We start from the raw sequence: 13,237 nt of genomic DNA, 5'->3' as shown, positions 1-13,237 counted from the left end.
CCCTGTTTAATCACAGTATGATGACAGATTTTCTTTTATTCACAACAAAAAAAGCCAGAAAAAGAGACTAGAGAGCTCTTTCGTGGCTTCCGGCATGTGCGAATATGCGGAAAAATCATGCACGAGATGGCTTCTCTCTTGTTACGCTTACGGGGTTAGCTGTCGGGTTCGGACGTAGAGAGACGCCCTAGCTTGGGTCAACCGCTCATGGCGGTCGCCTTCGCATTCACCCCGAAGACCCAGAAAGAAATCGAAATACGGCCCCTCCACCTGTTCAATCCCATCCGGGAAAAGAATTTCGGTCGAGCCGGCTGGACGGAAGAGACGTTCCCTTCTTGCCATACGCCGGACGTACTGTAAGCCATATCGGTTCCCCCGTTCCCTGTAAAAGGGACTCAGCGAGACTGGTTCATGAAATGAGCTGTTGATGTTTACACTCAAACAACAATTCACTGAAAAGATGATATCCTGTTTCTATGCATGTTGTAAAGCAGGTTTCAAGTACATTTTTTAAAATATTCGGTTAAAATATTGTAATATTCTCGAGTTTCCTGCAACAAATTCATGATTAGCTTCGTCTATCTCTTTATTTTGATCGATTCCTTCACTTTTTCACTTAATGTCAAATCGTTCCAAGGCATTTTGGGTCGTTATTGACACTAATTCCTCCACCGTAATTCCCTTGATTTGGGCAGCCGCCTCTGCGACCAGTCCCACGTGTGCGGACTCATTTCGCTTCCCGCGGAACGGATGGGGCGTTAGATAGGGAGCGTCCGTTTCAATGAGCAGACGGTCCAGCGGCACCTGTGCGAGTACCTCCTTTGGCTGCTTGGCATTTTTGAACGTTATGGGTCCGCCAAAAGAGAGGTGAAAGCCCATATCCAGCACCATTTTAGCCGTCTCCCAGCTTCCGGAAAAGGAATGCATGACTCCGCCAACCTCACTCGCCTTTTCTTCACGCAAAATCTTAACAATATCTTCATGCGCATCCCGGTTATGGATGACAATTGGCATGTGCAGCTCACGAGCCAGTCCAATCTGGTTGCGTAGCACCCGATGCTGTACATCCTTCGGTGATGTGTCCCAATAATAATCCAGACCAATCTCCCCGATCGCCACGACTTTCTTATGACTGCATAACGATGCAATCCATTCCAAATCCCCCTCCTGCATCGTAATCGCATCCTGTGGGTGCCATCCAATTGCCGCATAAATAAAATCATACGTCTCAGCCAATTTCATCGTGGATGGAATCGTCTCACGATTAAATCCGATATTAATCATGCGGGTTACTCCCGCTTCGACAGCACGTGCTATAACTTCTTCCCGATCTTCGTCAAATTGCGGCGCATCCAGATGGGTATGAGTGTCAAATAAATTCAAAATTCATGTCCCCTTATTTACTTTTATTGGCATATGTTTGTCTATTGTTTGACAAAATAATTCCTTATTTCGGCAGGAAGCTTGTCCTTTACCCCATCCAATTTGTTTTGGGGATAGTACATGTGATATTTACCCCGGTGAATACCGCTAATGGAGCGCACAATTTCCGATACTTCGGAAATTTCTCTCACTTCTCCTTTACGTCCAAGCAGTAAAATCTGGTTGTCCGTCGAGCCACCCTGCCGAAACACATCATAAGGAAGATCCGTCGGAAAATCAATTTCCAGATCATATTCGGGATGTAAACCAACCTGCTTCAGCGCTGTCCGAATGTCGTCAATGGTATCTGTATCCATATTTTCAATCTCTACATATTTATACAGCTTGCGATCCATAAAACGGGCGCTCAAATCGCTTAAAATCTCGTCCTTTTCCTGTTTCCACTGACTGAATACTGTCTGAATCAAAGACTCATCGAGCATCAAATATTGTTCCACCGTAAGCTCTCCCCGAAAGAGATCCGGCAACGGTTCCAGCAGAAAACTAAACTCATATCCGTTTCCAAACAGCTCCTTCGCCCGCTTGAAAATCTTACGCAATAAAATTTCCGAGCTGCGCGTCACAGGATGAAAATAAATTTGCCAATACATCTGATAGCGTGACATCAGATAATCCTCTACCGCATGCATACCTGACTCCTTCACTACAATTCTTCCATTATGAGGACGCAACAGCCGTAAAATACGATCCAGATCAATGGTGCCATAATTGACGCCTGTCGAGTGAGCATCCCGCAGCAGATAATCCATGCGATCCGCATCCAGTGGGCTTGTGATCAGGTTAACGACAATTGGCTTGTCATACGTTTTGGCAATGACCGCAGCCACCTTCGTTGGAAGCTCTTCATCGACTTGCTTCAGCACAGCGTTAATCTCTGTATTCCCCAATACAATCCGGCATGTCCAATCCTCGTGGTTCATATGAAAGGCTTCTTCTATGGAATGGGAAAACGGACCATGCCCCACATCGTGCAACAAAGCCGCACACAGCGCGACTAAACCTTCTTCCTTCGGCCAATCGGAAAATTCGCCGCGTTCAAATTGGGAAATAATACGCCGTGTAATCTCGTACACACCTAGCGAATGCGAAAAACGACTATGCTCCGCTCCATGAAACGTAAGATAAGATGTACCCAACTGCCGAATGCGGCGCAAGCGTTGGAACTCTGGAGTATTGATCAAACGCCATATCACTGTATCCTGAACATGGATATAGTTATGTACCGGGTCCTTAAAAACTTTTTCTTCACTAAGTGGCTGGTGCAAGATATCAGCTCCTTTAATATTCTGAATAATGGATTAAGATACAATAAAATCCTAAACGATCTCCTTCATTCGACATCGTTTGTCGTATTATGTCGAATTATAGATTTTCGACATTTCCAAATCGACAAATGGCTAAAATCATCAATAAAATAAGGTAATACACACACATCATGCTCTTTATTCAAAATATTTTTGCATAATCAAGCTGTTAGCAAATTTTTAAGGTTGACTGTTTTGGGAATCGTTGGTATAGTAAATATCAGAAAAGAGAAAAATTTGTCGAATCATGACACTTATATTATTTTAAAGGCGAGAGGAGCCTGATTTATTATGATGAAATCCACTGGTATTGTAAGAAAAGTTGACGAGCTCGGACGTGTTGTTATTCCAATTGAATTGCGCCGCACATTGGGTATTGGCGAAAAAGACGCTTTGGAAATTTATGTTGATGGCGAACGCATTATGCTCAAAAAATACGAGCCTGCTTGTATCTTCTGCGGCAACGCCGAGAACGTAATTTACTTTAAAGGGAAAATTGTTTGTCAAGATTGCATCTCAGAAATTCCAACACCTGTGACAAACTAAGATTTTTAGTATATAATAGACTCATAAGAGATTGTTAATTCTAACCTTTTTCATATACACTCCTTGTTGCCTTCCACGGTTTGAACCCAACCGTTGGAAGGCCCTTTTTTGTGTAAGGAAGTTTTTATAAAAGAGCGTTATATACATCCCTTTTGGAAATGGAGCGGTCGGTAGCTGTACGCTTCATAGCGTCCTTGCGTGTCAGCCCTTCTGTCTCATAATGCGCAACGTGGGCCTCCAATGATAAGGACTGCCACCATGCCTGTCGCTCCTCTTCCTCTTCTGCTTCGCTTTTCCCTTCAACTACCAGGCAATATTCACCAAGTGGTGGATGCTCCTCCAGTCTGGCAAGACATTGCTCCGCCGTTCCTCGTAACCATTCCTCATGCAGCTTGGTCAACTCACGTGCAAGCACCACTCTGCGTTCTCCCAGTGTTTCCTTCAATACCGTCAACGTCCGCACAATACGATGAGGGGATTCATAAAACAGGATCGTGCCGTGAGATACCTGAAATGACTGTAGCAGCCTCTCCAGATCTTTTTTCTCTCGTGGAGGGAATCCGGCAAATGTAAATCTTTCCGTATCCAGTCCAGAGGCAATCAAAGCTGACAATGCTGCGTTCGCCCCGGGAATGGGAATAACGCTAACATCCGCCTCTAGCGCCAGCTTGACCAGATCCGAACCCGGGTCCGAAATGGCCGGCAGACCTGCATCGCTAACCAGTGCCAAATTTTTTCCTTCTATTATATAACGTATCAACTCAGGCCCACTGGCAGCTTTATTATGTTCATGATAGCTGAATAGCATTTCCGGCGTGATATCAAAATGTGTGAGCAGTTTGCGCGTCTGCCTCGTATCCTCTGCTGCTATAATACTGCACGATTTTAAGGTGTTAATCGCCCTAAAGGTCATATCGTCCAGATTACCAATCGGTGTCGCAACGAGATACAGCTTGCCCCGTTCCTCTCCGCCGGTTATAAAACTTTTTTGCACCGCTGCCTTCACTATAAATCCCCCTTGCTTACTTCTCCATAGATATCCCTTATTTCCTGAGTATAATTCCCATTCTCCTGATATACAATGAGCGGCGGCAACAGACGAACCTCCGGCTTACCATCACATAGCGCCTCGATGAGCACCATATTCGCCTCCATATGAGCCCGTGGGTGGACAAACCGAATCCGTTTCGGCTCCAGTCTGTTGGCACGCATCAGGGTTATAATCTCACCTAGCCGCTGCGGACGATGAACCATGGATACTTTGCCACCGTTACGGACAAGCCGGGTACATGCCTGAATGACCTCCTCCAGCGTACAATGCACCTCATGACGTGCAATCGCTTGATGAGGGTTTAGCTTAATATCGCTACCGTTTAGCGGCATATAGGGGGGATTTACCGTAATTGCATCATATACACCATGTCCCGTGATTTGAACCAACTCACGTAGATCGCCTTCCCGAATCTGAATCGCTGCCTCCAATCCGTTCAGGCTGACGCTGCGTCTAGCCATATCTGCCAAGCGCGGTTGAATTTCAATTCCTTCGATAGCAGCTTTGGTTCGTGTCGTTAGCAGCAGGGGAACAACCCCATTACCTGTACATAGATCCAAAATCTTCCCACGCTGCGGTATACCGGCAAACCGTGCTAGCAAAACCGCGTCCATGGAGAAGCTGAACACCTCATCACTTTGGATAATACGCAAATTATGTGACAATAGATCATCAATTCGTTCAGACTTCTGTTCATTTTCGTACATAGCGCTCTCCCATCTTTTTACCCCAAATCGTTCTAAACCCATACTTCCTTACAAAAAAAGCCGTAGGCACCTTGCTCCTACGGCTTTTTTTTATTTATTCAAAAATGACAGACAGAAAAGGCAATCGCCTTCCGTTCGCAAATGTCCGTAATACACGTTGCATATATGAAATCCTTCATGATACAGCCTTGCCAGATTGTCGTGGCCTTCGCCCACAACCTCACCCGTTTCCTCTTCATCCTTAATGACAATCGGAGGAGAAAGTTTCGGCCTTTTTGCCGCCTTTTCTTCTCTGGAGGTTTCACGTTTGAGTATCTTTCGCACCTGTTCGTTTTCAATCGTTAGTCGTTGATTTTCCTCCAGCAGTTCTTTAACTGCCAGCTTCAATTCACCCAGATCACTATGCAACTGTCCCATTTGGGTTTCCATTTCGTGAATACGCGCAAAAACATTTAATTTATCCAAGTTTCCACCCCGAAGCAACCTAATGGTTTACTTGACGACTACATCGTCCATTGGAAGTTCCTTGACCTTGCTAATCTCAAACAGTTGAACATGTACTGTGCGATGTCCAGCATTTACGCCTACGACCTTGCCTTCTCCGAGAGAGGTGACGACCATCTTGCCAACCTGCGGCAATTCTTCCTTCATGCTCTCGTAGTTATCATGTTCGAACTTGAGACAACACATCAATCTTCCACACAACCCGGAAATCTTCGTCGGATTCAGCGACAAGCTCTGATCCTTCGCCATCTTAATGGATACCGGTTCAAAATCTCCCAGCCACGAAGAGCAACACAGAATACGTCCGCAAGGACCGATCCCGCCCAGCATTTTAGCCTCGTCCCGTACTCCGATCTGCCGCAGCTCAATCCGTGTACGAAAAATACTGGCTAAATCCTTTACAAGCTCCCGAAAATCCACACGGCCCTCTGCCGTAAAATAAAAAATGATCTTATTGCGGTCAAATGTAAATTCCACGTCTACCAGCTTCATTTTAAGGCCATGGTCTTTGATTTTATTTAAACACGTACCAAATGCATCCTTGGCCGCCAGTTTATTCTCTTCTACAACAAGAGCGTCATCATCTCCGGCAATACGGATGACTTTCTTTAAGGGCAGGACAACGTCCGAATCATTGACTTCTTTTTTGCCCACCACAACCTTGCCATATTCGATACCGCGCGCGGTTTCTACAATAACGCAGTTTTCTTTCTCCACCGGAAGGTCCAGCGGATCAAAATAATAAGTCTTGCCCGCCTTCTTGAAACGGACACCCACTACACTATACAAAAATTAACCCCCTTGTATGCCACTAAACCTCATTTGAAGCCGACATGTTACGAATGGCCGCAATTGAAGTCTCACTGTCGCACAAACCGGGAACCTGGCGTCGCGGATTGTGCAGAGTGGAACAAGCGCGCCTTCCTGTTAGCCGGTGATGGAACCGCTTGTATCGGACAACCCAATCAAAAGCTGCTCTACACACAATTGACCATTGACGTGAAAACGGAGCTTCTTCCTGCAATTCGCGGCCAAATCCATATAAGAGACCCATTGTTCCGTGCTGCGGGTGATTGCCAATTTGGAGACGGACTCCAAATGATCTATGAAAACAATGCTTTCGTGCCTTCCGTAACGGAAATGAAGCATATCCTTGAACCACAAATGAAACAGATGAAACAGAATATCCAGGTGTTCAGAAAGTCCAGTTTTAAAAATCTTCTGTTGAGCGAGAATAATGGACGAGCTTCCCCGGCTCATGGACTCCTTCACTAATTGTAACACTACGTTTCTAATTTCTGCAAACCAATTCTGCTGGAGAATTTCTCTACATGATTCCAGTCCCGAGGCAATATGAACCGCCGACCGAACAAGTCCGGCCGTATAGCCTTCCCCGATTAAGGCCTGCATCATCACTTCAGGCTGTAAAGCATGAAAAGGAACCTGCTGCGTCCGTGATTGAATCGTAGGCAGCAATGCCTGTCCATTTTCGGAAATGAGTATACCCACCACTGGAACCTGAGGCTCCTCCAGAAACTTAAGCAGGCTGTTTGCAGCTTGCACTGTCATGGTATCCGCCTGCTGGATAATATATACCTTCGGATTGGAGCTTTCCGATTTGTAAGAGAATATGCGCTGAAGTCCGCGAATCTGGTCAATTTTAATTGTAGCTCCATCCGGCTCTACGATAAACAGATCCGGGTGATTTCCATGCTCTACCTTACGACAGGACAGACATTCGCCACATGCATCATCCGTCATTCGCTCACAAAATAATGCCTTGGCAAAGGTCTGCGCCATCTTCATCTGTCCGCTTCCCGGCGGCCCGCTAAATACATAGGCATGGTTGACCGTCTCATTCCGAAGTGCGCTTTGCAGCATTTTTTTAGCTATATCCTGACCCATTATCTTTTGGAAAGACATATTTCCTCACCTATTCTGCTGCTATTTTTCCATATCTCCAACCATTGCCTACATGAATATAGTCAAAAATAATCTGCCAGCATCATCAGCAAGCAGATTATTCCTTCGTGGCGACAGCCCGTTTGTATTCGTTTATGAAAGGGTCTACATTTAAAACGAGAGATTAATCAGCAGCCCTCTAATTTCACCGACTCCTTGCAAAAGCTCAATCTTGCCTTGCTCGGTTTCGAGCAGATCATCTGCCATCTTGAGCAACAGCTCATCCACTTCATCAATCAGCTTATACCGCTTGCTGCGTCCCCGGCGATCCCAGCCCTTTGTGTCCTTCATCGACACGCCACGCCGAACCGTATCCTCCAGGAAGCGTTTCACCAGCATCTTATAAGCCTTCAGCTCACGAATCGTCATCGAGCGCGCCAGACGGTCTCCCTGCATCTGAATTTCTTTGAAGCGACGGTTCAGTTCTTCATGCGAAGCCCGCTCCCCATTTTGCTGCATAACATCGGAAAAGCTCTTAGGCTGAATCGGCTTCGTATTCATTTCATTGGTAGACAACGTACTCTGTAAAGGGCGATAGCCCGGATTTATTTTCATATAAACCTGCTTTCCCCCCGAATACTTCCGCTTTTCCCTTTAATGAACAGCTCAACATGGAACTGGGGGAACATAGCGGCTTTCCAGGGACTGCGCCTTGGCGCTACCGTTATAGTGGATCTGTTCCTCATTCCCATGATACGGGCAAGAAACAGGCAATTCCTCTATCATATCGGCAGAATAGGTCCTTTTGTGTAGATTCAGAAGTGCTCAAAACGGTCTACAGGCATCACGAACACCGTCGCTCCACCCACCTGTACTTCAACAGGCAAAGGCAGATAGGAGTCCGTTGTCCCGCTCATAGGGGTAACGGGTGTGACCAGCTGTTCACGTACCTTGCAACTGCTGCGAATGACATTCATCAACGAGCCCACCTGATTGTCATCGACACCGATCATAAACGTCGTATTCCCTGCTCGCAAAAATCCGCCTGTACTCGCCAGCTTGGTAGCACGGAAATTAGCTTTCACCAGTCCGCTGGATAATCTGTTACTATCCTTATCCTGCACAATCGCAATAATCAGCTTCATCCTGTATTCCTCCTTCAAGCCATATTAGGAACAAGCTAGTCCCTAGCTCAATTTTACCGTATATCCTTCGACAATTACATGCTAAAGTTTTGAATAAACCGCTTTTTCAGCAAATCCTTCAATACTTGCTCTACCTGCTCCGTTGCGGGAGATGCATCGACAATCGTAATTCGCTCCGGAAATTTGCGGGCAAGCTCCAGATACGCCTCTCGTACTTTGTGGTGAAAAGATATACTCTCCATATCGAGGCGATCCATTCCCTCTCCCCGGGACGCATGAATTCTGGCCAATCCCAATTCAGGTTCGATATCCAGATAAAATGTAGCATCCGGTTCCCAATCATCCACCGCAAAACGATTAATCGAAGCCACTTCCTCCATACCGATCCCTCTCGCAAACCCTTGATAGACCAAGCTGCTATCCACAAAACGATCACATAATACGATAGCTCCCTTTTCAATAGCCGGCTTTACCTTCTCTACCAGATGCTGGCGCCTGGCCGCCGCATACAGAAGCGCCTCTGTCCGGGCATCCATACTGGTATGGGCAGGGTCCAAAATGATAGAGCGGATCTTTTCCGAAATTTCGATCCCGCCTGGTTCTCTCGTCGTGACAACTGGATAGCCTTCTTCCTCCATAAACTTGGCCAGCCGTTGAATCATCGTTGTTTTACCGGAGCCGTCTCCCCCCTCCAGCGTAATAAAAATTCCTTTGCGATTCATGCCATTCCCTGCTTTCCAGCCTGAAAAATAAGAGTCACCTACAGGCTCATTTGCTTCTCTTATTCAGTCTTCTTTATTGGTTAAGTCTCCAACATCTAATCTTTATTTTAAACGGAATACCCGAATTGTAAGCAACCTTTCATCTGCTGCCCCTTGCCATTTGGCTCCCAAATCCCGGAGACGTCTCATTCGTTGAGCAATCGGTTCCGTAATCATTTCTCCTGCGTATAGCAGTGGAATACCTGGAGGATACGGGATAATCATTTCCGCAGCCACCCTGCCAGCGGAGTCCTCCACAGATACTACCTCCATCTGATTCGATTGAACTGGTTGAAGTCCAAACTGCACCGGAATAGAGTAAACTGTAGGAATATCATTGTTCCACGTGGAAAAATCCAAATCTGGTCCACATTGCTCCTTCTGCATGGAACCCGGCCCACCAGCCGTCCCCTTAAACCGTATATCATTATTTATATGCACAAGAGCCTGCAACAGGTGATTAGTATCTCTAATCGTGGAGCCTAACGTAAACAATAAAACAACATGTTTTTCGTCACTCATCTCCGGAATACAGCCATACACTTCCAACTCATGCTTTAAGCCAAAGCCATCCAATACACCAAATGCATCGTACAGCACCATTTTAAAAGGGTCATGGGTCGAATAGCCGTCCACCTTCTCTCCATCCCTCTCCAAGCGCTCTGTAATGCCCTCTTGGGCCTCATTCCCCTGAGGCGCTTGCTCAATAGGCTCAACGAGAAGAAAGCGTGGAAGCTGCTTCAGACCTTTTCTAAAAGCATCTGCTGCCGCCAAGCCTTCCGTAAAGGCATTCGCCCCATGAACCGCAATATGCCGCCTTGCCAAATCAAGCGAAGCCATGAGCGGGTACGAAGGGCTGGAGCTTTGCACCATTGCCAGTCGCTGACGAAGCAGCTCCCGGTTGATCCGTCCCCCCTGCACGTGTAGCATGGCTCCCATCGTCATGGCTGGTAGCATCTTATGTGTCGATTGGACGACCACATCAGCCCCACAGGACAAAGCAGAAGCCGGCAAACGGGGATGCAGCCCGTAATGGGCACCATGCGCCTCATCCACCAACAAGGGCACATGGGCCGCATGACAGGCTTTAGCCGTTGCTGTCAGATCATAACCCATCCCATAGTAGTTAGGCAGCGTAATCAATACCCCTTTGGCGGAAGGATAGGCTTTTAATGCGGTCTGTATCGTATCCGTCGATGGAGCAACCGCAAGCCCGCTGGTCGTATCTATTTTCGGCTCCAGAAATACCGCAGCAGCCCCAGACAGCATAAGACCATTCAGGACTGACTTGTGTACGTTTCTCTGTACCAGCAGTAAATCCCCCGGTTTCGTACACACGGTCAAAATCATTGCCAAATTACCGACTGTACTTCCTCCAATCAGCCAAAAGCTGTCCTCTGCACCAAAGCACATCGCCGCCAGCTCCTGGCCCTCACGGATCACATCCTCAGGGTGATGCAAATCGTCCAGTCCGGTAATTTCGGTCGCATCAATAGACATTACTTCTTTCAAGAGAGATGCAATATCTTCATTTTCATATACTTGTCCATTTTTGTGGCCAGGCACATGATAAGAAGCATTGCCTTGAGCCCGGTAACGTAATAGAGCTTCCATTAATGGTGCGTGTGAAGCCTTTTTCCCCATCATTCTGCAATCCTTCCGAAACAAAGCTTTATATCTACCCTATTTTATCGTAAAATCAAGCGGAATCCTACTTTTACTCACAGAAAAAAAAGCCCGTACCGACAGGCCCTGGAATACTAACCCTTTAAAGACTAGCTGACAAAGGATATTATGCATTTTTCTGTACCCAAATTTGCTTTAGTTGATCAATAAAAAAATGATATTTGGCGTCTGTCGCATCCGTGCGCACCATTTCAGCCTCACACGCATCGCAGATAAACTCGGAAACGATAAAGATGCCTTCATGCTTGTGTTGTCCGCATATAATGCAGCGGTGGCCGCCTTGATCATGCATATCCATCCCACCCTTGTTTCTTTTACTATTAGTATGGGCACTTTCTACTATTTTAAACCTTTTCATAGCCCAGCTCGACGATATACTCTATATATATTCCATGTGAGCCCTTATGGTGTTTGTACCCACATGTTTAAAAAACAGCCGTCTATGCCGATATAATAAGAAAAGCTCCTACATATGGATACCCTTTCATTGGAGCCGTTTCATACTTCATTCGTAATAGCTTTTCCCTGTAAGTATAGAATAGGTTGGCTCACACTAGAAGCCGATCATTCTATAGCCTTACCCAAGCAATTTAGTGCTTGTCAGAGCCGCATGAGCGCAGCACCGTCCCTTTTTCCGGGGTGGGCGGTCGAGAAGCCATTTGTGATGCAGTAGATTAATGAAAGGACTGTTTGCATGACAGAGGAAACCGGAACCAAAGCTACCTACTATCACTACAAGCTCATTAAAAAAATCAGTATTCCGCGTCAGCTGATATGGAGTCACATCTCGTTGCCTGTTATTATGCTTCTTTTCCTGCTTCTTGCCTTTTCATGGACTAGCCTGTTTTTGTTTGTTCTAGCTTTCTTCCTGACCTTATGGGTACACTTCGTGATCTCCCGATCTGTACTGTTCATAAGCAAAACATCCTTCCGCAAGCGTTGGGCATTTCACCGCAAGCTGCCGTGGCTGGGTTATATGACAGATCAGTACATAGGCTACGGCCTCTTTCGCCGTGTGCATATACATACACTATGGATCGGCATCTGCTTGTTCGCTGTATTCATTCTCTGGTCTCCGCCAGCCTTTACTGTATCCTTGCTCTTTTGGCATCTGTGGCTTATTGCACCGCGCCTATACATCCTGAGCCGTCTCACAGGCGAAAGGAAAGATGGCATGTTGAAGTTCACCGATGAAGATGCCTCATATTATCAGCAGTAGGCTAGCCATTCATCTATCCATATAGATAGAAGCTTATACCTGATCTGGCATATCTCCCATCTCCCATAAGCTAGAACCCCATATCAAAAAAGGAGCAGCCCTATAAGGTTGTTCCTTTTTATTCCCCTCACCATTCCACACTACCATCTTTAACACTCTAATATACCAATCAATATAAAAAAGGAAGCCCCATCTACTTAACAGCAGTTTTGAGTGCTTCCTTATATCCAGCTTTATCGTTCATTATACACAGCATCTTATCTGCTACATTTGAGGTCGCTTGTGACTTACCTAAAACAGCCCTATATCCGCAGCCCTCTGTATCCAGGCCGAGAACAGTGAATTACTAATTAAGATCTACACTTTTGCTTTTCGCAGCAGCTTTACCATCCTTCGGGACCAATACAGTAAAAGAACCATCATGCACAGACAAGTGCACCATAAGCTTATTTTTCAGAAATACTTTTTGATTATAAGTCGATAGATTCGGTTCTTCCGTCCAGCCCCAGGCTGCAATTTCCTCCAGATAGGGAGCAGGCAAGCTATCACTTTCCTTCAAAGCCGGTAATGCATAGCGTACATAGTCCATGTCTGAGTTACTGCTAGCCCGATCAGTTTTACTCGCTTCTTTAGGGACAGGAAACGTTTTTTCGTTCGCTGCACCCTCAAACGATGTCCAAGAAGGCTCCTCTGTCCCGCACCCGGTAAGGATCGCGACAGCGACACTGAATAGCACTAATAGAGCAAGCCATTTATTTCGCCGCATGATCTTCCCTCCTTACCAGCTTGATTCACTATACAAACCCAATTCAAGAATTTGCATAATTCTGCAAGAATGCAGCGTGTGTATATGGGATTCAGTACCTATATTATACCGGGTTTCCAATAACATTCCGTAACAAAAATGTTACCTTCCTTTTGTAAGAGTATTTTTAAAATATACATACGCAAAAAAGGACCACAATCTCA

Annotated in this window: 15 protein-coding genes and 1 riboswitch; of the genes, 2 read left to right on the top strand and 13 right to left on the bottom strand. The window is 46.0% G+C overall.

The features are described from left to right. Positions 1 to 128 precede the first annotated feature (128 nt). Positions 129 to 411, bottom strand: a riboswitch (cyclic di-AMP (ydaO/yuaA leader). Positions 412 to 612: 201 nt separating this feature from the next. Further along, positions 613 to 1,383, bottom strand: coding sequence for a TatD family hydrolase (locus tag ACIFQM_RS14095; protein WP_430039781.1), 771 nt, complete (start codon positions 1,381 to 1,383; stop codon positions 613 to 615). Positions 1,384 to 1,424: 41 nt separating this feature from the next. Beyond that, complete coding sequence (locus ACIFQM_RS14090) at positions 1,425 to 2,708, bottom strand: HD domain-containing protein (RefSeq protein WP_430039778.1); 1,284 nt, start codon at positions 2,706 to 2,708, stop codon at positions 1,425 to 1,427. A gap of 330 nt (positions 2,709 to 3,038) precedes the next feature. On the opposite strand from ACIFQM_RS14090, the gene ACIFQM_RS14085 reads away from it, so the two are divergent. Beyond that, the gene (locus ACIFQM_RS14085) at positions 3,039 to 3,293 is read left to right on the top strand and encodes an AbrB/MazE/SpoVT family DNA-binding domain-containing protein (RefSeq protein WP_007428005.1); all 255 of its coding nucleotides are present in this window, start codon (positions 3,039 to 3,041) and stop codon (positions 3,291 to 3,293) included. 124 nt (positions 3,294 to 3,417) lie between these two features. On the opposite strand, the gene rsmI is transcribed toward ACIFQM_RS14085, so the two are convergent. From rsmI to ACIFQM_RS14035, 10 genes are all read right to left on the bottom strand, one after another. Beyond that, positions 3,418 to 4,299 (bottom strand): 16S rRNA (cytidine(1402)-2'-O)-methyltransferase, encoded by an 882-nt coding sequence (gene rsmI / locus ACIFQM_RS14080; RefSeq protein WP_430039775.1) that lies wholly within the window; start codon positions 4,297 to 4,299, stop codon positions 3,418 to 3,420. Next, entirely contained in the window at positions 4,299 to 5,051 is a 753-nt protein-coding gene (locus tag ACIFQM_RS14075; protein WP_430039772.1) for a tRNA1(Val) (adenine(37)-N6)-methyltransferase, read from the bottom strand. Before ACIFQM_RS14075 ends, rsmI begins: the two co-directional genes overlap by 1 nt. 90 nt (positions 5,052 to 5,141) lie before the next feature. After that, the gene (gene yabA, locus ACIFQM_RS14070; RefSeq protein ID WP_430039769.1) at positions 5,142 to 5,516 is read right to left on the bottom strand and encodes a DNA replication initiation control protein YabA; all 375 of its coding nucleotides are present in this window, start codon (positions 5,514 to 5,516) and stop codon (positions 5,142 to 5,144) included. A gap of 27 nt (positions 5,517 to 5,543) precedes the next feature. Beyond that, positions 5,544 to 6,344: a PSP1 domain-containing protein gene (locus tag ACIFQM_RS14065; RefSeq protein ID WP_014279023.1), complete on the bottom strand. Its 801-nt coding sequence runs from the start codon at positions 6,342 to 6,344 to the stop codon at positions 5,544 to 5,546. A gap of 138 nt (positions 6,345 to 6,482) precedes the next feature. Then, positions 6,483 to 7,478 carry a DNA polymerase III subunit delta' gene (gene holB, locus ACIFQM_RS14060; RefSeq protein WP_430039766.1) on the bottom strand — a complete coding sequence of 332 codons (996 nt, stop codon included), beginning with the start codon at positions 7,476 to 7,478 and terminating at the stop codon, positions 6,483 to 6,485. 150 nt (positions 7,479 to 7,628) lie between these two features. After that, entirely contained in the window at positions 7,629 to 8,072 is a 444-nt protein-coding gene (locus ACIFQM_RS14055) for a YaaR family protein (RefSeq protein WP_404521360.1), read from the bottom strand. Positions 8,073 to 8,272: 200 nt separating this feature from the next. Continuing rightward, positions 8,273 to 8,602: a cyclic-di-AMP receptor gene (locus ACIFQM_RS14050; RefSeq protein ID WP_430039763.1), complete on the bottom strand. Its 330-nt coding sequence runs from the start codon at positions 8,600 to 8,602 to the stop codon at positions 8,273 to 8,275. 74 nt (positions 8,603 to 8,676) lie between these two features. Next, positions 8,677 to 9,324, bottom strand: a complete 648-nt coding sequence (gene tmk, locus ACIFQM_RS14045; RefSeq protein ID WP_430039760.1) for a dTMP kinase — start codon at positions 9,322 to 9,324, stop codon at positions 8,677 to 8,679. 102 nt (positions 9,325 to 9,426) lie between these two features. Further along, on the bottom strand, positions 9,427 to 11,010 hold the full coding sequence (locus tag ACIFQM_RS14040) for an aminotransferase class I/II-fold pyridoxal phosphate-dependent enzyme (protein WP_430039757.1): 1,584 nt from the start codon (positions 11,008 to 11,010) through the stop codon (positions 9,427 to 9,429). A gap of 145 nt (positions 11,011 to 11,155) precedes the next feature. Further along, a complete protein-coding gene (locus ACIFQM_RS14035; RefSeq protein ID WP_025682457.1) occupies positions 11,156 to 11,341 on the bottom strand; it encodes a sigma factor G inhibitor Gin in 186 nt (61 codons plus the stop codon). Between the two features lie 402 nt (positions 11,342 to 11,743). Here ACIFQM_RS14035 and ACIFQM_RS14030 point away from each other — a divergent pair, with 402 nt between their 5' ends. Continuing rightward, positions 11,744 to 12,268, top strand: coding sequence for a hypothetical protein (locus tag ACIFQM_RS14030; RefSeq protein ID WP_430039754.1), 525 nt, complete (start codon positions 11,744 to 11,746; stop codon positions 12,266 to 12,268). Between the two features lie 346 nt (positions 12,269 to 12,614). Here the strand turns inward: ACIFQM_RS14030 and ACIFQM_RS14025 are convergent, their stop codons facing one another. Continuing rightward, complete coding sequence (locus tag ACIFQM_RS14025) at positions 12,615 to 13,034, bottom strand: hypothetical protein (RefSeq protein WP_430039751.1); 420 nt, start codon at positions 13,032 to 13,034, stop codon at positions 12,615 to 12,617. Positions 13,035 to 13,237: the final 203 nt, after the last annotated feature.

Source organism: Paenibacillus sp. NRS-1782 (genome assembly GCF_050467685.1).
GTDB lineage: Bacteria > Bacillota > Bacilli > Paenibacillales > Paenibacillaceae > Paenibacillus > Paenibacillus terrae_A.
Note: the sequence above shows the minus strand (reverse complement) of the source record. Positions and strands in the feature narration are given on the sequence as shown.